Origin of the sequence: Streptacidiphilus sp. MAP12-16 (assembly GCF_041262165.1) — a bacterium.
In the GTDB taxonomy this organism is placed as follows: domain Bacteria; phylum Actinomycetota; class Actinomycetes; order Streptomycetales; family Streptomycetaceae; genus Streptacidiphilus.
Genome location: NZ_JBGCBY010000034.1, coordinates 17,704 through 40,461, shown reverse-complemented (window position 1 = coordinate 40,461; position 22,758 = coordinate 17,704). Strand labels below are relative to the sequence as shown.

Sequence of the window (22,758 nt, the reverse complement as noted above, 5' to 3'; positions counted from 1 at the left end):
TGGGGACCCGATCAGCGTAGGCCCGCGGGAAAAGGCCAGGCGTCTGGGGGTCGCCCCATCGCGCGAACGTACCGACAGGTCCGCTCAGTCGTCGGGCAAGGCGATGACCAGGTTGGCGAGCTGAACCCGGGAGTTGATCGACAGCTTGCGGAAGACGGAGGTCAGGTGAGTATTGACCGTGTGCGGGGAGACGATGAGCAGGTCCGCGACCGACCGGTTTGTACGGCCCTCGGCGATGAGGCGCGCGACCTTCTTCTCCGAGGCGGTGAGGGCCCCCCATCCCTGCACAGGGCGCTGCATGATCGCTGCCCTATGGCTGCCGGCTCCCGCGCCGTCCAGATCGCGCTGTGCGCGTGCCGCTGCCGCGTGGGCGCCTGACTCGGCGAACGTGCCCTGGGCATGAGTCAGGGCGGCCGCTGCCTGAGGTCTCCGGCCCGCTGCCAGGAGTGCCCGTCCGAGATCGGCGTAGGCGGCGGCCCGGACCAGCGGGCGTGGGCTTGCCTTGAGCAGTGTCACGGAGCGTTCCAGCATGTCGAGATCGTTTTTCACGAGCCCGAAGGCCTGCGCCGCGATGCCCGTGGCGGTGGGCACGGCCGGGTTGCGTTCGGCGTGGGCTTCGGCCTGTGCGGCCAGGTCCTCGGCGAGCTCGCGGTCCGCGCCTCGCAGCGCCATGCGTATCGCGGAATCGATCCGGTTGCGCAACAGCCGCCAGCGCATGAAGAAACCCTCCTGCTGCACCTGCCGAATCTTGTCGACGGCAAGCCCGATGTCCCCATCGGCCTCGGCGTGGACCGCTTCCAGGAAGCGCACCGCGGCCGTGTTGCCCGGGTTCGGTTTGGTCGCCAGTCTCTCCTGCGCTGCGGCCAGGTGCTGCCGCGCCGCTTCCCGATCGCCGCACAGAAGGGCGATCTGTGAGCGGATCACGCGAGCGTTCACCTGCTGGACGGGTACCTGTACGTCGTCTTCCAGGCGCTCCATCGTCGCGAAGTCGGCGTCGGCGTCGGCGAGCTTGCCAAGCGCCAGATGGTGCTGGCCTTGTCCCCACAACAGCATTGCCTGACGGGGCGATCCGGCACGCTCTGCTGCCCGCAGGAGCAGTCGTTCGCTGGACCCGAAGTCGTCCATGTGCTGGTGCGCGACGATCTCTTCGGGAAGGAAAGCAGAATCGACGGCGCTGAGCGTCGCGAATTGCTCCAGTGCGAAGGCGTTCTCGCCCGCGTTGAGCGCGATCTCGCCGAGCCCGCACAGGGCCAGGACGTGTGCCTCCCGGTCACCGCTCGCGGTGGCGGCACGCAGCGCGGTCTCGCCGGCCTCGCGCGCCGCGACGAGATCATCGTCGCGGGACAGAGCCAGCGCACGCAGGGCCGCCAGCCTTGCCGCGACCTCCGGGGTGGCGCCCCCGATTGCCAGGGCTGTTTCGGCCCGGCGGCGCAACTCACCGGCGAGATCCATGTTCCACAGCGTCCCGCCGAGGGCAGCCTGCAGCCGACTGAACGACTCCAGTGGCGGTCGGCAGTCCAGCAGCCGGTCGCCGGTCAACAGCGCCTCTTGATTCCTGCCGGCCCGGGTCAAGCAGACGATCGCCTGCTCACCTACTACAAACCTCAACGGCCGCGCTGACGGCACCAATTCCAGGGCGTGCGCTATCAGGTCGGCCGCGAGACCCGGCGCGACCGGCAGCACGTCGTCAGCGGCTCGCCGCAGCAACGCCACGGCTTCCTCGTCTCCGGGCAGGGCGCCCCTGACGATGTGCGGCACCGCGTCGATCGGCTGGCGGCCTGCGGAGACAAGGTGGTTGGCAGCCTCGCGGTGCAGTGCCTTCCGGGCTGACGGCGGGATGTCGACGTAGACCGCCTGGCGCAGCAGATCATGCCGGAAGACCAGATGATCGCCGTTGTCGTCCAGGAGTCCGGCGCGCACCGCCTCCTCGAGCGCCGCGATCAACGTGGTGGACGGTTGGCCGCAGAGCGCGGTGGCGTCGTGGAAGCTGAACCGGCGTCCCAACACTGCACCCATCTGAAGCAAGCGCAGTGTGCTGGGATGCAGGGACCTGAGTCTGCCGCGCACACCCACCACGAGCCCTGGGGGCACGAGTTCACCCGAGTCCTCCGCGGTCCGCAGTCCCGCGAGCATCTCGACCGCCAGAAACGGATTCCCGCCGGCTCCGTCGAGCAAGTCGCGTACCCGCTCGTCAACGGCTGTACCCAGTGTGTCGCCGGCCAGTTGGCCGATGGCCGCGCCGGACAGTGGCCCCAATGGCACGGTAAGCGTCGGGAGTGTGTCCGTTGCGGCTGCGACGACCTCTTCTGCTGGACCGGCGGGCTCCAGTCGCCCGGCCAGCATCCACAGAACCGGCGAGGTCCACAAGCGTGTCGGAAGCTGCTTCAGAGCAAACCGGCTCAGCGGGTCGGCCCACTGCACGTCGTCCAGGGCGATCAGTACTGGCAGGCTGCCGGCTCTGGCTTCGATCGCCTCCGCTATGCGCTCAACCAGCCAGATCCGCTGATCGTGATTGCGGGCAAGATCGGCGAAGGCATCGCCCGACAGCAGCGGTTGGTCGCCGTGCAGGATGCAGGCCGCCAACGACGAGAGCGGAACGATGCGATGCAGCTCATCGGCCTTGCCGACGCCGACCGAGAATCCCGCTGCCCTGGCCTTGGTGACGGCCTCGGCGAGCAGCGTGGTTTTGCCGATACCCGCTTCCCCTCGGATCAGGGCCAACCCCCCGCTTCCGGTGCGGGCCACCGAGGCGATCAGTGTCTGCAGCTCTTCGAGCTCCGCTTCTCGACCACGCAGACCGCAACGGGACAGCGATCCACCTGACCCCGCCACTCACACACCCTTCGTGTCCGTACTCGCCTGCCGAAGCCGGGTAAGCGCCGGAAGGCGCGCCGAGTGTGTCCATTATCCAAGGAATGGCAGCTCAGGGCGGTCCACGGGGCGAGTGACTCCAGCCACAGTGCTGTAGGAACGGGTTGGACAGTGGGCGGAAACGACGGAGGGCGGAGCGCGGGCCGGAGTTGGCTCGGCGCTCCGCCGCCAGTGGGCGTCGTCGCAGTGCTGTACGAGTCCGACGTTGGGCTGTGTCAGTCCGACGTTGGGCCCGTCAGGGTCAGGAGTTGGTGGAGTGGATGGCGTCGCGGATCAGGGCGGCGACCTGCTTGGGGTGCGAGAGCATCACCAGGTGCGAGGAGTCGATCTCGATGCTCTTCACACCGGCACGCTCGTATCCGAACCGCTCGACATCCGGGTTGATGGTCCGGTCGGCCGTGGACACCGAGCCCCAGGCCGGCTTCGTCTTCCACGCCGCCGCCGAGGCGGGTTCGCCAAACGCGGCGGCCGCCAACGGCCGCTGCGACACGGCCAGGACCTTCGCCAGCTCCGGCTCGACGTCCGCAGCGAAGATCGCGGGGAACTGCTGGACGTCGACGGACACGTCGGTCCCCGTCTCGGTGCTCCCCGCGATCGGATACGTCGTCTGTACGAGCGCGGCCGCCAGCGAGGAGTCGGGGAAGCGGCCCTGCAACTCGCCCAGGCTCTCGCCCTCCTCCAGGGCGTACCCGGCCAGGTAGACCAGTGCGGTCACGTTCTGCTCGGTGCCCGCGACGGTGATCACCGCGCCACCGTAGGAGTGTCCGACCAGCACGACCGGGCCCGGAATCTGGCGGACGACGGAGGCGATGTATGCGGCGTCGCCGCTGAGGCTGCGGTTGGGGACGGCCGGTGCCACGACGGGGATCCCGTCGGCCAGCAGTTCGGGGATCAGGCGGGCGAAGCTGGAGGCGTCGGCGAAGGCGCCGTGCACGAGCACGACCGTGGGCTTGGTCATCAGGGGATCTCCGGTGTTCGGGAAGGCGGCGGGAACGCCGCAGGATCGGGCCGGTCGGATCTGGCCGCTCCGATCCAGGAGCAGCGGGGCGCGGTCCCGCAGTCGTGTGTGGCGGCGGGGTTCAGGTGCGGACGAGCGGGGTGTCGACCAGGTGCTCGGCCAGGAACCAGACGTGGGCTTCTCCGGTGCGGATCACCTGGGAGACCAGGAGGTCGTTGGTTCCGTCGTCGCCGAGGGCGGTGGTGCGTGCTGCGGCGTCGTGGGCGTCGGTCAGGATGGTTTCGTGTGCCGTGAGGAGCCGGGACAGCATGGCGGGGACTTCCTCCACGCCGTCCGGGGGCCGGGGGATGGCGGTGATCTCGGCGGCGTGCCGGGGATCGCCCACCGCGACGCCACCCAGGCTCTGCACGCGCTCGGCCAGGTCGTCGACCAGGGCGAGTTGCTGCTCGGCGTGCTTGTCCAGGAGCAGGTGCAGGGGGTAGAAGGTGGCGCCGCGCATGAGCCAGTGGTGCTTCTTGTAGAGCGCGTACAGGAACTGGGTGTCCGCCAGGACCTGGTTGAGCCGTTGGCAGGAGTACATCCGGGCGTCGTAGGACAACCCGATCGGGAACTGCTTGACGGTTCCGAACTCCTGGATCTGCTGGCTCTTCTGATGCAGTAGCGGCTGACTGGCCATGGATGTCTCCTGGTCGGTTGCGGGGATGCTGCCCGGGCTGTTCCGGGCAGCAGAAGGTGCGGAAGGGTGACACCTGCGGAGTGGAGCCCTACGGCGTGCGCTTCGCACTCGTCGCGCGGGTTGTCATCGATCCGCCGGAACAGGGGTGCTGGCACCCGGGGACGGGGCCGTGGTGAGTGTCGCGGTACGCCATTCGCGGGGCGACATGCCGTACGCGGTTCGGAAGACGCGGCTGAAGTGGGCGGGGTTGACGAATCCCCAGCGCCGGGCGACCGAGGACACGGTCGGGCTGGTCCGGCCGCGGCGTGTGAGTTCGCGGCTGCACTCCTCCAGTCGGCGCTGCTGGATCCACCTGCTGATCGAGGTCCCCTCGCTCTCGAAGAGTTTGTGCAGGTAGCGGACCGAGATGTGGTGGTGCGCGGCGATCGTTTGCGGGGAGAGATCGGGATCCGTCAGGTGCTGGTTGACGTAGCCGCGCACGCGCAGTGCCATGGCGCGTACGGCATCGCCGTGGTCGGTCGGCTCGTGTCCTGCGGCCTGCTCGCTGATCAGTGTGGCCAGCAGGTCGCTGACGGTGCCCGCCAATTGTTCGCCCACGCTGGGGCTGCACTGCGCGGCGGTGGCGGCCAGCGCGGTCAGGAACGGTGCGAGCATGCCCGCCACGCCCGCGTCCGGGGGCAGTGCCGTCGCGGTGACGCGGTGGACGTCGGCCTCGGGCATTGCCAGGACGCGGTGGGGCAGTTGGAAGACGTGCATGCGGAACGGCACGGGCTGGTCGAGCGTATAGGGGCGGGTGGTGTCGTAGACCACGAGCTCACCGGGCTCCAGGTGGGCGGTGCGCCCGTCCTGGGCCAGAGTGCCGTGCCCGGAGCTCTGCACACCGACGGACACGAACTTCCCGTCGGATTGGGCGGTGTGCCGGTGGGTCCGGCTGATCCGCTGCGGGTCCGCCTCGATGGTGGAGACCTGGAGGTAACCCAGGCGATGTGAGGTGATCCGGCCCGAGAACGGCTCCCTTCCGCGGGGCGTGACCGCCTGCGGGACGAGCGTGCGGGTCAGGGCCTTGTTCCAGTAGTCGAGCTTGTCGTCGTCCGGTACGCAAGCCGTGGTCAGTACGACACTCATGTGAATTCCCTTGAGAACGGGCGGGCTTGCGGACACCCGATGGATCCGCGCCCGGCGAGGCGCGGGTGCGCGACGCCGGCTCGGTAGCCCCACTCCCAGGTGGGAGGATTGCGATGTCGGGCTCCGCAGAACTCAGCCTGGTAGGAAAAGGTGCTGGACGCGTAGGTCAAACGACTGCCCACAGCCGCCGCCGCACACAAAATGCCGCCGCACACGATGCCGCCCGTCACAGCCTGGGCGTGGGATCACAGCCCTGTCGCAGCCACGGCACCGTTGCGCGCAGCCAAGGGCGACCGCGGCGGAATCGGGTTCAGGCCGGGGGCGGCAACAGGTGGCGGACGACGGGCGGATCCGAGGCAAGAGCGAGGGCACTGTCGAGGAACGCGGCGTCGGTGACCGTGGTGCGGCCGCTGTGCTGCCGCAGGTGCTCGGACCAGGACGGGACCTGGAAGACCTCGATGTAGTGGCCCGGCTTCGCGGCGTCGTGGTAGACCGCCCAGCGCTCGGCGCCGGTGCGTCGGCGGGTCAGTCCGACCGGGCGCATGGCGGCCAGGAATGCCTGTGCGTTCTCGGCGTTGACGACGTAGCCCACTTCGACCAGGACCGGCCCGTCGTTGGGGTCGGGCTCCAGGTCGAGCACGGGTTCGGGCCAGGTCGAGGTGATGGTGCGGTCCATACCGGCCTCGTGGGAGTGCATCGGCCAGAAGGGCAGCGTCGCCGCTCCGGCGACCAGCAGGCCCCCCGCCGCGAGAAGTGCCGCCGTGAGGCCGAGGCTGCCGGCGGCGAGCCCCCAGACGAGTGCACCGATGCCCTGGCCGCCCATGAAGACCACCAGGTATAGAGCCAGCCCCCGGGCACGTACCCAGGCGGGAAGGAGGAGCTGCAGGGCGGTGTTGAGCGACGAGAGGACGACCAACCAGGCGGCGCCGGTGGGCACCAGCAGCAGAGCGACCGGTACCACGCTGTGCAGCGTCGCGCAGGCGACCGTGCCGGTGGCGAAGACGAGGGTGGCGGCGGCCAGCAGGGCGTTGACGTCGGCCACGGCTCGCAGCGGCCTGATGACCAGCGCTCCGACGACCGCGCCCAGCCCCAGCGCGGCGAGCAGTAGTCCGTAGCCTCCGGCCCCGAGGTGCAGGGTGCTGCTGGCGACCACCGGCAGCAGTGCCCACAGCGCGGACGCGGGGACCACGAACAGGGCCGCGCGGAGCAGGATCCGCCGCACCCCGGGGGCATTGCGCACGTAGCGGGTTCCCGAGCGCAGGGCGGGCAGCAGGTGCTCGGCGGTGGCTTGGTCGCCCGCGGGTCGGCGCCAGACCAGGACGGCGAGTGTGACCACGGCGAAACTGGCCGCGTTGGTGCTGAACACCACGAAGGGTCCGGTGGCCGCGATCAGCAGTCCGGCCAGGGCCGGCCCCACGGCGCGGGCGATGTTGACGGTCAGGCTGTTCAGCGCGGCGGCGGCCGGGATCAGCTCACGGGGCACCAGTTCGGGTTGGATCGCCTGCCAGGCGGGATTGACCAGGGCCTGACCGCAGCCCATCAGGAAGGTGAGGGTGAGCAGCACGGTGGGGGTGGTCAGGCCGGCCCGGGTCAGCGCGGCCAGGGTGCCCGCGAGCGCGGCCATCAGCAGGGACAGCACGAGCAGGATCCGTCGGCGGTCCAGCACATCGGCCAGCACGCCCGCGGGCAGCGACACGAAGAGCACCGGCAGGAGACTGGCGGCCTGCACCGCCGAGGTCAGGGCTGCCGCATCGGGCTGGTGTACGAGCATCCACTGCGCGCCGACGGTCTGCATCCAACTGCCGATGTTGGAGGCGGTCTGGGCGCACCACAGGATGCGGAAGATCGGGATCGCCATGGGTGCCATGGCGGTGCCCTTACGCGGTGCTGCGCTCACGTGCTTCCCCTGTCGATGCGTCAGTGTGCCGCCGTGGCCCGGATCGAACGGCGGGCGGCCGCGGTGGGGATCCGGGCTCAGGCGGTGAGCTCGGGCGGCGGCTGGGGCCGGTCACGGCCGCGGAATGTTCCGAATGTTCAGTCGGGCCAGGTTGACGATCTCGCCGACACCGCCGCCGAGGACGACTTTCCCGAGGCCGAGGGCGAAGCCGCGGGCCTGCTCGACGGTGAGGTGCGACGGCACCTCCAGCGCGTCCGGCGTCGTCACGACGTCGAGGAGGGCCGGGCCGTCGTGGCTGAGGACGGCTTGAGCGGCCTCGCGGAGATCTGCCGGATCGACGACCCGCCGGGTGAAGAATCCGGCTCCGGCCGCGATCGCCGCGAAGTCGACGGGGTCGTGGTCGGTCTCGAACGGTGGATCCCCGGCGACCAGCATCTCCAGACGGACCATGCCCAGGCTTGAGTTGTTGAAGACGACCACCTTCACCGGCAGGTGATGCGTCTTCACGGTGAGCAGCTCGCCGAGCAGCATGGCCAGGCCGCCGTCGCCGGACAGCGAGACCACCTGGCGCCCGGGGTGCGAGACCTGGGCGCCGAAGGCCATCGGCAGCGCGTTGGCCATCGAGCCGTGGACGAACGACCCCAGCAGACGGCGGTGGCCGTTCGGGGTGAGGTAGCGCGCGCTCCAGGTGCAGCACATGCCGGTGTCGGCGGTGAACACGGCGTCGTCGTCGGCGAGTTCGTCGATGACGGAGGCCAGGTGCTCGGGATGGATCGGTCGGTGCGTGCTGATGTGGGTGCTGTAGGTGTTGATGCTCTTCTCGACGGCCCGGTGGTGCGCGTGCAGCATCCGGTCCAGGAACCGCCGGTCGCCGCGCTGTTCGATCCTGTCGAGAAGTGCGGTGAGGGTGAGGCCGACATCGGCGGCGACGCCCTGGGCGATGGGCGCGCGACGGCCCAGACGAGCCGGGTCGATGTCCACCTGCACGTTGTTCTTCGTGGGCAGGAAGTCGTCGTAGGGGAAGTCGGTGCCGAGCATCAGGACCAGATCGGCCTCGTGGAGTGCCCGGTAGCAGGCCCCGTATCCCAGCAGGCCGGTCATGCCGACGTCGTACGGGTTGTCGAACTGCAGGATGTCCTTGCCGCGCAGGCTGTGCCCGACGGGCGCGTTCAGGCGCTTCGCCAGCTCCAGTACTTCGCTGCGGGCGTCCGCGCAGCCGATTCCGGCGAAGATGGCAATCCGTTCGGCTTCGCCGATCCGCCGGGCCAGCTCGGCGACTGCGTCCGCGTCCGGCGCGGGCAGCGGGCGAGTGGTGAGCGTGGTGCTGTGGGGCACGCCGCCGCTGGAATCCTCCGCGAGGATGTCCCCCGGTAGTACCAGCACGGCCGCGCCGCGCTTGCCCACGGCGCTCTGGATCGCTCCGCGGGCGAGTCGGACGACCTGGTCGGCGTGGGCGACGGTCTCGCAGAAGTGGCTGGCCTGGGCGAACAGCGCCTCGGGCTTGGTCTCCTGGAAGTACCCGGTGCCGATCTGCCGGCTGGGGATGTGCGAGGCCAGCGCGAGGATGGGCGCCCCGGAGCGGTGCGCGTCCATGACGCCCTGGATGAGGTGGGTGTTGCCCGGTCCGCAGCTGCCGGCGCAGACGGCGAGGCGTCCGGTCAACTGCGCTTCAGCTGACGCGGCGAACGCAGCGGCCTCCTCGTTGTGGACGTGGATCCAATCGATGCCGCCCGCCGCCGAACCCCCGCTGCGGCGCACGGAGTCGCTGAAGGCGTTGAGGCTGTCGCCGACGAGACCGTAGATCCGTCGCACACCCGCCTGGACGAGGACGTCGAGCAGGTCGTCGGCCACCACGTGGCTCATGAGGTGTCCATACCTTTCTTAGTGGGTTGATTCGGGTCACTCGTAAGATCGGGACACCCAGGGGTGCTGGGTGTGGCTGGCATGAGGGAGCCGTTGCGATGGCTCAAGGAGATTGGCCGCCCAGCGCCCTGCGACGACTCGACCGCTAATTGGGATACGCGAAGTGAATCGCTCGTATGGACACGTCGGCGAGGTCGTCTGCTGGGACCGAAAACAGGCACGTCGACGTAGGAGGACCTGGTGCCCGAACTGTGGGCCGGGACGGATGCGGGCAAGGCCGAGCACCACTGCACGACGATCGACACGGACGGGAAGACTCTGCTCTCCCGGCGTGTGCCGAACAACGAGACCGAGCTTCTGGAACTGCTCAACGATGTCCTGGAACTGGCCGACGATGGCCCGGTGACGTGGGCGGTCGACCTGAACGCGGGCGGGGCCGCGCTGTGGATCGCGCTCCTGGTCAGCCACGGGCAAAAGCTGCTGTACATCCCCGGCCGGACCGTGCACCACGCCTCGGCCGCCTACCGGGGCAGCGGGAAGACAGACGCGAAGGACGCCTTCGTCATCGCTGACACCGCCCGCATGCGCCGCGACCTGCAGCCGCTGCAGCAGACCGGAGAGATCGCGGTGGACCTGCGAATCCTGACCGCTCGCCGCATGGACCTGTCGGCCGACCGCACCAGGGCGATCAACCGGCTCCGCGCCCAGCTGCTGGAGTACTTCCCCGCCGTGGAACGCGCCTTCGACTACAGCGTCTCCAAGAGCGCGCTGGTCCTCCTGACGGGCTACCAGACCCCGGCCGCACTGCGGCGGATCGGCCGCAGCCGGCTGGCGACCTGGTTGAAGAACCACGGAGTACGCACCGTCGCCGCGGCGAAGAACACGGCCGATGCAGCGGTCACCGCCGCCGAGGCCCAGTACACCGTCGTCCCCGGGGAGAAGACCGCCGCGAAGATGGTCCACACCCTGGCCAGGGAGGTGATGACCCTCGACCAGGAGATCGCCGAACTCGAAGCCTTGATCGAGGCTCGGTTTCGCGAGCATCCCGACGCCGAAGTGATCACCAGCATGCCCGGCATCGGCGGCATGCTCGGGGCCGAGTTCATCGCCGCCACCGGCGGCGACATGGGCGCCTTCGGCAGCCCCGACCGCCTTGCCGGCGTCGCAGGACTCGCTCCCGTTCCCCGCGACTCCGGCAAGATCAGCGGCAACCTGAAGCGACCCCGCCGCTACAGCCGCAGACTCCTGCGAATGTTCTACCTCTCGGCCCAGGTCGCCGCCATGCACTGCCCTGTCTCGAAGGCGTTCTACCAACGCAAGCGCAGCGAGGGGAAGTCCCACAAGCAGGCGATCCTGGCCCTCGCCAGGCGCCGCCTGAGTGTGCTCTGGGCCCTCATACGCGACGGCCGACCCTTCGAGGCCCAACTGCCCCGGCCCGCTGCCGTTGCGGCGTGAGACAGCCTCCAAGAGGCTCACGCGGCAGCTTGACAGCATCATTGGGAATCTCCTTGAGGGCATCGGATCGGACATCCGCGCTGCTGCACGCCCTCATGAACAATAGGATTCCAGAACCCGGGCATTCATTGCCTTCCCTGCACACCCCTGTGCTCTGCGTGCACCGATTCGCGCCCTGGAGCCTGACTCGTGGATCGCGCGCATCTCCTGAGAGGGCGCCCGTCGAGGGTGCGAGGGCGTGGCGGCCGGGCTCCTCGGAGGTTGACGAGCCCGGCCGCCACAACGATCTGCACGAAGGTCAGGCGTCGTGTTCCAGGGAGTGGGCCGCGCCGTGAAGCCGCTTGACGATGTCGTCCGCGAGGTGGTTGAACTCGGCTTCCTCGTCTGCGGATGTCGGCCCGATGGCTTCGGACCGGAGGCATCGCTCGATCGCGCTGATATGGCCGAGGATTTCGAGGAAGAGGGCAACGGCTCGTGGCTGTGGACTGATGTCCAGCGCGGTGGCTTCCCCGGCCACGGGCACAGGGGCGGCGAGAGGTGCTGTGGCAGCAACTGCCACCGTTATCGGCTCGCTCCCGAATCGGGCATCTCTTCCTACAATGCGTCGCCCGCCTCAAGGAGTTGCCGAGCCGGTGTCGAAAGGATGTTTGCCCCGGCAGTTGTGAGGCAGAGGGTCGTGGCCAGGGCGATAGAGGCCAAGGGTGGTAGTGCCGCGAGGGCGGGGATCAGCAGGGCGCTGATGGGCGCGATGAAGAGTTGGCGGGCGGCGGTGCGTCCTGCGACTCGTGAGCCGTACAGGGTGAGGGCGGCGTGATTGAGGGTGAGGCCGCCGCCGAGGGCGGCAGCGCCGAACAGCCCGAGTGCGTGGGTGCTGCTGGCGTGGTGCATGGCAGTTCCCAGGCCCAGGGCGGTGAGGAGGATGCCGCCGACGATGCCCAGGTGCAGGTAGGTGCCGGTGGTGGCGGCCTTGGCGCGGCGAGTGCCGGTGAGTTCGCTGAGGGCTCGTTGGGCGGAGTCGGCCAGGTGGTGGAAGTAGTTCCACCAGATCGCGAGGGCGAGTGTGATCGACAGGACGGCGCCGGTGACGGTGGCCGGGCTGAGGGGGTGTCCTGCGGCGCCGGTTCCGATGGAGACGACGGACTCGCCCAGTGCGAGGATCACGACCAGTTGGTGGCGTTCGCCGTAGTGCGCGGCGGAGGGCAGTCGCCATTCGCCGTCGCGTGAGGTGAGCCAGACGGCGGTGCCTTGGACGGCGACCGCTGCCAGCCACAGGAGGATCTGGAGGCGGCCACCCAGGAGTGCTCCGGTGACCAGGGCGGGGGTGACGAGCAGGAGGGTGGCGCCCATGGTTCGCAGGACTTGGCCGCGCAGACGCGGGTGCCCGGCTGCAGCGATGAGGGTAACTGCGGTGTAGGCCACGCAGACGCCCACGTATCCGACCGCGAACACCAAGGACGCCGCCGCAGGGCCGGGGTGGGCGTGGAACGCCCCTGGAATCGCCAGCGACAGGACGAAGACCAGGGCGATGGCGCTGAGGATGGCGACGGCGCCGATGCCGCGCTGGGCGTGGACCTGGTTCGCGAGCCAGGCGTAGGAGGCCCAGGACCACCACAGCAGGCCGAACACGGCAGCGCCCTGCAGCACTCCGACCAGGTTGCCCTGACTGGCCATCAGGTGGGTGACCTGGGTGAACGCGAAGACGTACACGACGTCGAAGAAGAGCTCCAGGGGGGTAGCCCGGTGGCTCTCGCCGGTCGGGGCCGCACGCAGGAGCCGCCCGTGGCGCGGGTTCGTCGCTTGCGGCTGAGCAGGCAGCGGTTCGTCGTCCCGGGCCGGCGCGGGGGTCCCGGGCTGACGGCTGCTCGGGTGCGCGCTGGCGTGCAGGGTGCTGCCTGACACAGGGGCTCCTGGGGGTAATGGTGGTGGCGACGGGCCGTCGCCGTGCCCAGCTTGGAACCGTTCGGGCGTCCGCAGAAGGCCAGGGCTTCCTAGGTGTGCCGCACCCAGGAAGACACGGCCTTCTGCCCGCGCCGGCGGCGCGGCAGGGTGGAGGCATGACAGAGCGAATCACGGAGCAGCAGGTCAAGGACTGGGTCGCCGGCTATGTGGCGGCGTGGCGGAGCGGGGAGCGCGCGGACGTCGAGGCGTTGTTCGCCAAGGATGCGGAGTCCTACGAGTGGCCGTACGAAACCGCGTGGGTGGGCCGCAAGGCGATCGTGGAGGGCTGGCGGGAGCGGGCCCCGTGGCAGGCTGGCGGCTGGACGTTCGACTGGACGCTGCTGGCGATCAACGGTGACACGTTCGCGGTGCAGGGCACCGGGGTCTACACCGAGCTGGGCGTCTTCGACAACCTGTGGGTGGTCACTCTGGGCGGGGACGGGCGGGCGACACGGTTCCGGATGTGGAACAACGAGGCGTGATCACACCGAGGCGTACAGCGAGCCCAGGTAGGTCAGGGCCTGGGCGCTGCGGGAGCCGGGCTGCGCGGTGCCGACCAGAAGCTGCTGGCCGGGGGCGTCGCGGACGTCGAAGGTCTGGTAGGTGAGTTCGATGCGTCCGGCGTCCGGGTGCACGAACACCTTGTAGGCCCGTGCCAGACCACCCACGCTCTGGTCCTGCCACAGTGCCCGGAACTGCGGGGAGTCCGCCAGCAGTTCCTCCACCAGGGCGCTGATGTCGGGGTCACCTGGGTAGAGACCGGCGTTCAGGCGCAGCGCGTGCACGGTGGCGGACGCCACGGTGGGCCAATCGACGAAGACCTCGCGGGCGCGGGGGTGGCCGAACAGGACGCGCAGCATGTTGCGGGTGCCGTCGAAGGGCGACAGCAGGGCGTCGGCGAGGTCATTGACGGCCAGGATGTCGAACACCGGGCTGAGGACATAGGCCGCAGCGGCAGGAAATGAGTCGAGCAGTTGCAGCAGGGCGGGGTGGACCAGGTCCCGGCTGCTGCCCGGGGCGAGGTTGGGGTTCATGCCGGACACGCGGTACAGGTGGCCGCGCGCGTCGGCGTCCATCTTCAGGGCGCGGGCAATGGCATCCAGGACCTGGGCGGAGGGGTTGCGTTCGCGGCCCTGTTCCAGGCGGGCGTAGTAGTCGGCGCTGACCCCGGCGAGCACGGCGACCTCCTCGCGGCGCAGTCCCGCGACCCGGCGGGTGCCCCCGCCGCCGAACAGGCCCGCTTCCTTGGGCTCGATCCGGGCGCGCTGGGCCCGCAGGAACTCCCCGAGCGGACCCGCCGGTGCACTTCCCACGATGACCACCTTGAATGTTGGAGACGACCATGCCTTTTGCAGACGACCTTATCGGGGACCACACGGCGAAGCTGCTGGTCAACGCGATCCACGCGGCAGCCCCCGAGGCTTCTCTGACCCTGCTGCGGTCGGCGGCGCGGAACTTGGCGGGGCGGTCGCTGCGCGAACGCAGCGATCTGCTGCGCGACGCCCTGCTGGCCGACCTGCCCGGCGACTACCAGCGGTTCGCTGCCACGATCCGCGCCGCGCAGCACGGGGCGCCACCCTTCACCGGCTGGCTGATCTGGCCGGTCACCAGCGCGGTCGCGGCCAAGGCGATCACCGACGGGGGCGCCGCGGCCTTCGAAGACGCCCTGGCGCTGCTGGCCGAGCTGACGGCGCGGCTGACCTCGGAGTTCGCCATCCGGGTGCTGCTGGCGCACGACCTGGACCGGGCCCTGAAGATCGTGGAGACCTGGACCGGTTCGCCCGACGAGCACGTGCGCCGCCTGGCCAGCGAGGGGACGAGGCCGTTCCTGCCGTGGGCGACCCGGGTCCCGGCCCTGCTGGAGCGGCCGCGTGCGACGCTGCCGGTCATCGGCGCCCTGTACCGGGACGAGAGCGAGTACGTGCGCCGCTCGGTTGCCAACCACCTCAACGACCTCAGCCGCCACCACCCGGACCTGGTCGTGGAGACCGCCACCGACTGGCTGGCCGCCGCGGACGAGAACACCCCCAGGCTGGTGCGCCACGCCCTGCGCACGGTCCTGAAGCAGGGGCACCCCGGGGCACTGGCCCTGATCGGCTTCGCGCCGGCCACCGTCCAGGTCACCGGCCCGGCGCTGGACACCACCGAGGTTCCCTCCGGCGGCGACCTGCTCTTCACCGCGACGATCACCAACAGCGGCAGTGAACCGGCGACCTTGATGATCGACTACATCGTGCACCACGTGAAGGCCAACGGACAGCAGACGCCCAAGGCGTTCAAGCTCACCACTACCGTCCTGGCACCGGGCCAGAGCCTGGAGGTGTCCAGGCGCCATTCCTTCCGGCCGATCACCACCCGCCGCTACCACCCTGGGGTGCATGCCGTCGAACTCCAGGTCAACGGGCTCCGCCACGGCCGCAGCGACTTCACCCTGCTCCCCGCCTGCTGACCGCGTCCGGAAGGCGTGACCGCCGCCCGAGCTCACCTCGCGCTACGGGCCTTCGGGCCTTGCCTCGCGGCGTTTCACTGACAGGCGGCACGTCGCCCCATGGGAGAACTTGACTTCAAGCGCTTCAAGTATCGGAGGCTCCTCCTATGGCAGCAGTGACCGAAGAGCAGGCAGTGGACCTGACCGTCCAGGAGATGGCACGACGGTCGGGTTTCAGTGAGCCCACGCTGCGCTACTACGAGAAGATCGGCCTGCTCGGCGCGGTGGGCCGGGACGAGTCCAGCGGCCACCGCCGGTACGGGCCGCAGACCGTGGCCCGCGTCGAGGCGCTGTCGTGCCTGCGCTCGTCGGGGATGACGGTGAGCGGGATGCGCCGCTACCTGGACCTGCTCGCGCAAGGCGACTCGGCTGCCGCCGGGCAGCGGGACCTGTTCGCCGCCCAGGCCCACAAGCTGGCCGCCGACATCGAGCAGCTACAGCTGCGCCTGGTCTACCTGCAGCGAAAAGCAGACCTGTGGGACGCCCGCGTCCGCGAGGACACCACAGCCGAGGACCGCGCGGTCCAAGAGATCCTGCGCGTCGTAAACGAATTCACCCACTGAAGGACTGAACACCATGAACGCTGACAATTCAACTGCCCATGCCACTGCCCCTCAGAGCACAACGGTGCTGGTCACCGGCGGCTCCGGCTTCCTCGGCGGCCACTCGGTCGCCCGGCTGCTGAGTGAGGGCTGCCGGACCAGGGTGACGGTCCGCGAGACCGGGCAGCAGGCCGGGGTCCTGACGGCGCTACATCACGCCGGGGTCGATCCGGCCGGGCGCCTTGAGTTCGCCGTCGCCGACCTGAACGCCGACGCCGGCTGGGCGCAGGCCATGGACGGGGTCGGCCACGTCCTGCACCACGCCTCGCCGTTCCCGTTCACCCCGCCCGAGACGGAGGACGAACTGATCCGGCCCGCCCGCGACGGCGCGCTGCGGGTCATCGCCGCCGCCCGCGGGGCCGGGGTGCGGCGGGTCGTGATGACCTCCTCCTACGCGGCGGTCGGCTACACGCTCAAGCCCGACAACCACTACACGGAGGCGGACTGGACCGACCCGGACACCGAGGGACTGCCCGCCTACCACAAGTCCAAGGTCCTGGCCGAGCGCGCGGCCTGGGACGAGGTCCGCACCCACGGCGGCATCGAGCTGGCCGTGGTCAACCCCACCGGGATCTTCGGCCCCCAGCTGGGGGACCGGCCCTCCGGTTCGGTCGGCCTGGTGGCAGGGATGCTGACCGGGAAGATGCCCGCGGTGCCGGTGATGTACTTCGGGGTCGTGGACGTGCGCGACGTGGTGGACCTGCACCTGCGCGCGATGCTGCACCCCGAGGCGGCGGGCGAGCGCTTCATCGCGGTCAGCGGAGCTGCGGTCAGCTTCTTCGGCATGGCCCAGATCCTGCGCGAGCACTTCCCTACAGCAGCCGCGCTGCTGCCCTCCGTCGAGCTGACCATTGAGCAGGTCCGCGAGGCCGCGAAGACCCAGCCGGCCCTGCGGGACGCCGTGACGCTGCAGGGCCGGATCCCGGTGATCAGCAATGACAAGGCCCGCTCGGTGCTGGGCTGGGAACCCCGCGACGTCACCGAAACGATCGTGGCAACTGCTGAGAGCCAGATCCGTCGCGGCCTGACGCTGCCGGCGGGCACAGGCGCACGCTCATGAACGCACGCCACAAGGCCCTCTCGCCGGTGACGGGTAGCGGTGGCGTGCCGCAAGCGGGTGTGCTCGACCTGCTTTCCCGCGCCCGCACGGTCAGCCTGACGACCTACCGCGCGGACGGCAGCGCGGTCCCCACCCCGGTCTGGCATGTGGTGCAGGATGGCGAGCTGTACCTGTGGACGGATCCGGGGACCGGGAAGGTTCGCCGGATCCGCCGGGACGCCCGGGTGCAGGTCACCGCGTGCAGCCACCGGGGCACGATCCGACCCGGTGCGCCGACCTTGGAGGGACAGGCGACGCTGCTGGACCCGCAGGACACCGACCGGGTACGACGCCTGCTGGGAGGGAAGTACCTGGCGGTGCGGGTCGCTGACTGGTTCGGCCGGTCCCGACGCCCCGCCATCGCCATCGCCGTGACCTTCCCCACGCACTGATCCCCTCTTCAGAACTGGTTCCTCCACACCCGCAGCACCCTGGCGCGGCCGTGGTCGTCCAAGGTGACGACCATGAGGCTGAGGAAGGTGCCGAGCCCGGCATCGACGCGGACTTCCCGGATCGCCGCCGTGTCACCGTTGACCAGCAGGACCTCCCAGTCGAAGGATCTGCCGCCCTGCTGGACGGTGGCGCTGTCCTGCCATCCCTCGACGATGGCCGCACGTCCGATCCAGTCGGCCGGGTGGGGCCACTGGTGGTACTCGGCGTCCGGGGCGAACAGGGCCCCGATGTCCGCGGCGTGGCCGGTGCGCCAGGCGTAGACGTAGGCGCCGACCCAGCGGGTCACCTGGACCTGGGTGAGCATGTCGGTCCTCTCCTCGACGGAGCCCGACAGCAGGGCTCCTTCCTCAGCCATTGGACGTCCCGCACCTGGTCGCGGGACACGACAGGAGGTGCAGAACCGACGGCGATTCCTGCTGCCGCTGCGGCGCTGGAGGGTGTTCACCTGCGCGGGTTAGGATCATCGGACCGTACCCGGGGAGGCCGAGCGCTGTGCAGGTCTACGAGTCGCACTCGGCCGAGGAACTGGAGCAGTACGCGGCCTCCTCGTTCGCGCCGTCACTCGCTGCGGTACCCGAGGACTTCCACTGCCGCACCACCTTGGCGGACCTGGGCGGCGGCATCGCGGCCGGGACGTTCCAGACCCGTCCGCTGCGTATCCAGGCCACCCGCAAGGGCATCGCCCGCGGCGACGGTGTGGACACCCTGATGCTGTGCATCCACCTGTCCGCTGTGGGAACGCTGGAACAGCACGGGCGCGAGGCGACCATCTCGCCGGGGGTGGCGGTGCTCTTCGAGTCCGGCACCCCCTTCGACCTGCGCTACCCGCAGACGGTGGAGAGCCTGACCCTGCAGATCCCCCGGGATCTGCTGCCGCTGCGCGGCAACGAGGTCTCCCGGGGACTGGCCCAGTCCATCCCGCTGGACTCCCCGTCCCTGCAGTTGCTGCGCCTGTACCTGGACCAGCTCCACAAGGTCGCGGGGAGCTTCACCGCCCCGCAGCGCGGCGATGCCGCCCGTGCGGCCATCGACCTGCTCGCCATGACGCTGCGCGGGATGGCGCCCTCGGTGCAGGCCGATGACGTCCTGGTGGAGGTCCTGCGCGACCACATCCGGGCGAGCCTGGGCGATCCGGCCCTGACGGTGGCCGAACTCGCGCGGCGCCACCACATCTCGGTGCGCCAGGTGCACGCAGTCTTCGCCAAGGCGGGCTCCACTCCGGCGGACTTCATTCGCACCGAGCGCCTGATCGCTGCCCGGCGCCTGCTGGCCGACCCCGCCCAGCCCAGTCGCACCGTGGCTGCGGTCGCCGCCTCGGTCGGCTTCTCCGAGCTGCGGACCTTCGAGCGCGCGTTCCGCCGCGAACACGGACTGACGCCCTCCCAGTGGCGCAACGACCTGCCTCGTCCCGACGTCACCAAGGCACACACGTAGCACTGGGCTGCAGTTGGCGGTGAGCTCGCGCAGGAATTGTCGTGTGCCCTGCCGATCAGGTCGTGTCGGCCGTACTGCGCCGCGCAGTCCAATGATGATGTCCCGCCGAGGTGGCGGGGACCCGGCCCCCGCCGCACATCGCAAGGACGCCCCCTCATGGCCCGATCACCACTTTCCTCAGCCCGGCTCCGCTGGGGCGCCGCCGCGTGGATCCTGGGCGTACTGCAGTACTTCATCTGTCAGATCGTCGTCGCAGCCCAGTGGAACACCCCCTACAGCTGGACGCGGAACTTCATCAGCGACCTGGGCAACACCGCCTGCGGCCCCTTCTCCACCCCGCACGGGCAAGTGGCCTACGTGTGCTCACCGGCCCACACCACGATGAACGTCTCGTTCATCGTCTCCGGCATCCTGGCCGGCGTCGGGATCGTGCTGCTGCGCCCGTTGTGGACCGAGCGGCGCAGCGTCACTGTCGCCACTTGGCTGTGGATCGCCTCGGCGGCCGGGAAGGCCCTGGTGGGCCTGGCCCCGGAGAACACCAGCATCGCCTTGCACACCCTGGGCGCGCTGAACATCCCCTGCGGCGGGGTGGCGGTCCTGCTGCTGAGCCGTCGCGGCGGGGGACTGGGCTGCCCCTGGGAGCGCGCCGGCCTGGCGCTGGGCCGGATCGGGCTGGTCGGTGCGACCTTGTCGATCACCGGGCAGTTCACCACCCACCTGCCGCTGGGAGCGGGCCTGGCCGAGCGCCTGGCCTCCTACCCGGCCAACGGCTGGATGGTCCTGATCGGCGTTCTCGCGCTGATCCGCGCCCGCGCCGACACACCCGGCGCGGCCGAACCCCTCACCGCGGCATGGACGCCCCGGACTGAGCCTGTTCGCTGACGCGCTCGCTGTGGCACATACGCATGTGCCTTGCGTGCCGTCGATCCTGCTGTGCTCGAACCCCTCCTGCCCGAAGGGCTGTATCCCCGCCATGGACGAGACCGTGAACGCGCACAGCCTGCGCGCCCAGGAGGTCCTGCTGGGTCGGGAGCGGGAGCTGCGGGACATCGGTTCCTTCCTGGACCGTGCCGTGGAGGAGGGCCATTCGCTGCTGCTGACCGCCGATGCCGGGATGGGTAAGACCGCGCTGCTCGACGCCGCTGTCCGCGAGGCGGCCGGGCGCGGGATGCGGGTGCTGCGGCTGGCGGGCCTGGAGTTCGAGGCCGACCTGGGCTTTTCCGGACTCAACCAGCTGCTGCTGCCGCTGCGCGAGGTGCTGCCGGAGCTGGACCAGGAGTACCAGCAGGCGCTGCAGGTCGCACTCGGTCTGCGGGAGGGGCCCTCGGTCAACCGCCTGCTGATCTTCAATGCCGTGCGCGAGCTCCTGACCCGCAGCGCCGGCCCCGGGCGGCTCCTGCTGGTCGTCGACGACGTGCAGTGGCTGGACGAACCCAGCACCGCAGCCCTGGGATTCCTCATCCGGCGTCTGACCACCGGCCACGTCTCGGTGCTCGCCGCCGCTCGCACCGGACACGAGGAGGTCATCGACCGCCTCGGAGCACCCGTGATCACCGTACGACCGTTGAGCGAGGAGGCGTGCGGACAGTTCCTGCGCCGCCACTTCCCCGACCTGGCCGAAGCGGTGTACGCGCGCCTGACCGAGGAAGCCCACGGCAACCCGCTCGCGCTGCGCGAACTGCCCACCGCGCTCACCGGCCCGCAACGCGCCGCCCTGGCCGCCCTGCCCCCGGTCCTGCCCCTGACCCGCCGACTGCTGGCCCTGTACTCCTCCCGCATCGGCCCGCTGTCGCCGCGCACCCGCGAACTGCTGCTGCTCGCCGTCCTGGACGGCACCGGAGAGCCCGGCATCCTGGACCCCGACCACAGCACCACCCTGCTGCAGGACCTCGCCCCGGCCGAGGCAGCGGGATTGCTGCGCACCGACCCGCACACCCTGCAGCTGACCTTCCCCCACCCCCTGGTCACCGCCGCCATCGTGGAGATGGCCAGCAGCGAAGAACGCCGCCGAGCCCACCAGCGCCTGGCCCAGGCCCGCGCCGCCTTCCCCGACCAGCACGCCTGGCACCTGGCCCAGGCCACTCTGGGCCCTGACGAGGACATTGCCGTCCTGCTGGAAGCCTCCGCGCACCGCCTGCTGCGCCGCGGCGACGCGGTCGGGGCGGTCACCGCCCTGTCCCGGGCTGCGGACCTCAGCCCCGAACCCGCGGGCCGGGCCCGGCGCCTGGTCGAAGCCGCCTACCTCGGCGCTGACGTCACCGGCCAACTCCACCAGACCTCCCGCATGCTGCAGGAAGCCCGACGCATCGACCCGGGCGTGGACCGCTCCTGGCAGGCCGCCGTCGCCACCGCCCACGTCCTGTTCTACCGCGACGGCGATATCACCACCGCCCACCACCTGCTCACCGACGCCCTCGACACCCTGCCCGACCCCCTGCGCGCCGACGACGAACTCCTCCTGGGCGCCCTGCACACCCTGCTGATGCTCTGCTGGACCGGCGGACGCCCCGAACTGTGGCCACCCTTCCACCGGACCCTGGCCCGGCTGCGCCCGGAGCCGCCCGCCGTCCTGACCGCCTGCAGCTACACCGTCTCGGACCCGGTCCGTACCCCCGACGCGGTCCTGGCGCACCTGGAGGCGCTGATCCGCCACCTGCCCCGGGAGCAGGAGTCGACCCGGGTCATCCGCGTGGGCCTGGCCGCGATCAACCTGCACCGCACCGCCTACTGCCGCGAGGCATACCAGCAGGTCCAGCGCGACGCCCGCGCCGGCGGCGCCATCACCTCCGGCATCAAGTCGATGGCCATCATGTCCACCGAGGACGTGTGGACCGGACGCTGGGCAGACGCCGAACAGCAGGCCAAGGACGCGCTCGCGTTCTGCGACAGCCACGGCTACAACTTCCTGGCCCACACCGCCCGCTACACCCTGGCACTGCTCGCCGCAGCACAAGGCCGCCACCGCGAGGCCATCGACCTCGCCGAGGGCCTCAGCGCCTGGGCCGTGCCCCGCGACGCCCGCGCGATCACCCGCCACGCCCTCCACGTCCGCCTCCAGGTCGCCGTCAACGAAGGCGACTTCGAACAAGCGTGGGAGCACGCCACCGCCATCTGCCCGCCCGGCGAACTGCCCTCCCACGTGCCCCATGCCGTCCTGGTCACCGTCGACCTGGTCGAAGCAGCGATGCGCACAGGCCGCCAACACCTGGCCACCGCCCACGTCCGCGCCCTGCACCAGGCGAACCTGGCCCGGCTGTCCCCGCGCACCGACCTGTTCGTGCGCACCGCCGCCGCCCTGGCCGACCCCGACGACGGGGACCGCCTGTTCACCGCCGCCATCAGCGTCCCCGGCGCCGAGCACTGGCCGCTGGACCTGGCCAGAACCCGGCTCCTGTACGGCGAATGGCTGCGCCGCAACCGCGCCACCACCCGCGCTCGAACCCAGCTCACCGAGGCCCTGGACGTATTCCGCGCCCTGGGGGCCCAGCCCTGGGCGGCCCGCGCGGAGGCGGAACTGCGTGCCGCCGGACGCCCCTCGATCGCGCGTCCCGACGGGGATCCGCTGACCGCGCGCGAACGCGACGTGGCGGACCTGGCCGCGCAGGGGCTCAGCAACCGGCAGATCGGCGAGCGCCTGAACCTCTCGCCCCGCACCGTCGGCTACTACCTGGGCCTGGTCTATCCCAAGCTCGGCGTCACCTCCCGGGCCGCCCTGCGCGACGCTCTCCAGGACACCGACCCCGGCTCAGACCCGACCGGCGACAAGGTCTGACGACGTCCTGGGTTCCCAACCCGGACCGGAGGCAGCCACCCATCTCCGTTGGTCAACCACGCCCGCGCGCGGACCTGTCGGATGACAGGGGTCCTGGACCGGACCCTGTCACCGTCGCTCTCCAAGG

Annotated in this window: 19 protein-coding genes; 9 read left to right on the top strand and 10 right to left on the bottom strand. The window is 70.4% G+C overall.

The window, feature by feature from the left end:
* Positions 1-84: 84 nt before the first annotated feature.
* The 6 genes from ABIA33_RS32570 to ABIA33_RS32545 form a co-directional block, all read right to left on the bottom strand.
* The gene (locus ABIA33_RS32570; protein ID WP_370086685.1) at positions 85-2,832 is read right to left on the bottom strand and encodes an AAA family ATPase; all 2,748 of its coding nucleotides are present in this window, start codon (positions 2,830-2,832) and stop codon (positions 85-87) included.
* A 280-nt stretch (positions 2,833-3,112) separates the two neighbouring features.
* Positions 3,113-3,829 carry an alpha/beta fold hydrolase gene (locus tag ABIA33_RS32565; RefSeq protein WP_370086683.1) on the bottom strand — a complete coding sequence of 239 codons (717 nt, stop codon included), beginning with the start codon at positions 3,827-3,829 and terminating at the stop codon, positions 3,113-3,115.
* Positions 3,830-3,950: 121 nt separating this feature from the next.
* A complete protein-coding gene (locus ABIA33_RS32560; protein WP_370086681.1) occupies positions 3,951-4,505 on the bottom strand; it encodes a Dps family protein in 555 nt (184 codons plus the stop codon).
* A gap of 123 nt (positions 4,506-4,628) precedes the next feature.
* On the bottom strand, positions 4,629-5,630 hold the full coding sequence (locus ABIA33_RS32555) for a helix-turn-helix domain-containing protein (protein ID WP_370086679.1): 1,002 nt from the start codon (positions 5,628-5,630) through the stop codon (positions 4,629-4,631).
* A gap of 310 nt (positions 5,631-5,940) precedes the next feature.
* Positions 5,941-7,527, bottom strand: coding sequence for an MFS transporter (locus ABIA33_RS32550; protein ID WP_370086677.1), 1,587 nt, complete (start codon positions 7,525-7,527; stop codon positions 5,941-5,943).
* 111 nt (positions 7,528-7,638) lie between these two features.
* Positions 7,639-9,390 carry a thiamine pyrophosphate-dependent enzyme gene (locus ABIA33_RS32545; RefSeq protein ID WP_370086675.1) on the bottom strand — a complete coding sequence of 584 codons (1,752 nt, stop codon included), beginning with the start codon at positions 9,388-9,390 and terminating at the stop codon, positions 7,639-7,641.
* Positions 9,391-9,630: 240 nt separating this feature from the next.
* Between ABIA33_RS32545 and ABIA33_RS32540 the strand changes: the two genes are divergently transcribed.
* A complete protein-coding gene (locus ABIA33_RS32540; protein WP_370086673.1) occupies positions 9,631-10,845 on the top strand; it encodes an IS110 family transposase in 1,215 nt (404 codons plus the stop codon).
* A gap of 298 nt (positions 10,846-11,143) precedes the next feature.
* On the opposite strand, the gene ABIA33_RS32535 is transcribed toward ABIA33_RS32540, so the two are convergent.
* Positions 11,144-11,362, bottom strand: coding sequence for a hypothetical protein (locus ABIA33_RS32535; protein WP_370086671.1), 219 nt, complete (start codon positions 11,360-11,362; stop codon positions 11,144-11,146).
* Positions 11,363-11,439: 77 nt separating this feature from the next.
* Entirely contained in the window at positions 11,440-12,744 is a 1,305-nt protein-coding gene (locus ABIA33_RS32530; protein WP_370086669.1) for a low temperature requirement protein A, read from the bottom strand.
* Positions 12,745-12,899: 155 nt separating this feature from the next.
* Here ABIA33_RS32530 and ABIA33_RS32525 point away from each other — a divergent pair, with 155 nt between their 5' ends.
* Positions 12,900-13,265 carry a nuclear transport factor 2 family protein gene (locus tag ABIA33_RS32525; protein WP_370086667.1) on the top strand — a complete coding sequence of 122 codons (366 nt, stop codon included), beginning with the start codon at positions 12,900-12,902 and terminating at the stop codon, positions 13,263-13,265.
* Here the strand turns inward: ABIA33_RS32525 and ABIA33_RS32520 are convergent, their stop codons facing one another.
* Positions 13,266-14,096: a helix-turn-helix domain-containing protein gene (locus ABIA33_RS32520; RefSeq protein ID WP_370086665.1), complete on the bottom strand. Its 831-nt coding sequence runs from the start codon at positions 14,094-14,096 to the stop codon at positions 13,266-13,268.
* A gap of 29 nt (positions 14,097-14,125) precedes the next feature.
* Between ABIA33_RS32520 and ABIA33_RS32515 the strand changes: the two genes are divergently transcribed.
* The 4 genes from ABIA33_RS32515 (at position 14,126) to ABIA33_RS32500 (ending at position 17,364) form a co-directional block, all read left to right on the top strand.
* The gene (locus ABIA33_RS32515) at positions 14,126-15,232 is read left to right on the top strand and encodes a DNA alkylation repair protein (protein WP_370086663.1); all 1,107 of its coding nucleotides are present in this window, start codon (positions 14,126-14,128) and stop codon (positions 15,230-15,232) included.
* A gap of 146 nt (positions 15,233-15,378) precedes the next feature.
* Positions 15,379-15,834 carry a MerR family transcriptional regulator gene (locus ABIA33_RS32510; protein WP_370086661.1) on the top strand — a complete coding sequence of 152 codons (456 nt, stop codon included), beginning with the start codon at positions 15,379-15,381 and terminating at the stop codon, positions 15,832-15,834.
* Positions 15,835-15,847: 13 nt separating this feature from the next.
* Entirely contained in the window at positions 15,848-16,933 is a 1,086-nt protein-coding gene (locus ABIA33_RS32505; RefSeq protein ID WP_370086659.1) for an NAD-dependent epimerase/dehydratase family protein, read from the top strand.
* Positions 16,930-17,364 carry a PPOX class F420-dependent oxidoreductase gene (locus ABIA33_RS32500; protein ID WP_370086657.1) on the top strand — a complete coding sequence of 145 codons (435 nt, stop codon included), beginning with the start codon at positions 16,930-16,932 and terminating at the stop codon, positions 17,362-17,364. Before ABIA33_RS32505 ends, ABIA33_RS32500 begins: the two co-directional genes overlap by 4 nt.
* 8 nt (positions 17,365-17,372) lie before the next feature.
* Here ABIA33_RS32500 and ABIA33_RS32495 read toward each other — a convergent pair whose 3' ends face one another.
* Positions 17,373-17,780 carry a nuclear transport factor 2 family protein gene (locus ABIA33_RS32495; protein ID WP_370086655.1) on the bottom strand — a complete coding sequence of 136 codons (408 nt, stop codon included), beginning with the start codon at positions 17,778-17,780 and terminating at the stop codon, positions 17,373-17,375.
* A 137-nt stretch (positions 17,781-17,917) separates the two neighbouring features.
* Here ABIA33_RS32495 and ABIA33_RS32490 point away from each other — a divergent pair, with 137 nt between their 5' ends.
* From ABIA33_RS32490 to ABIA33_RS32480, 3 genes are all read left to right on the top strand, one after another.
* Positions 17,918-18,859, top strand: a complete 942-nt coding sequence (locus tag ABIA33_RS32490; RefSeq protein WP_370086653.1) for a helix-turn-helix domain-containing protein — start codon at positions 17,918-17,920, stop codon at positions 18,857-18,859.
* Positions 18,860-19,015: 156 nt separating this feature from the next.
* Positions 19,016-19,741 (top strand): DUF998 domain-containing protein, encoded by a 726-nt coding sequence (locus ABIA33_RS32485; RefSeq protein WP_370086652.1) that lies wholly within the window; start codon positions 19,016-19,018, stop codon positions 19,739-19,741.
* Positions 19,742-19,832: 91 nt separating this feature from the next.
* Positions 19,833-22,631, top strand: coding sequence for an AAA family ATPase (locus ABIA33_RS32480; protein WP_370086651.1), 2,799 nt, complete (start codon positions 19,833-19,835; stop codon positions 22,629-22,631).
* Positions 22,632-22,758: the final 127 nt, after the last annotated feature.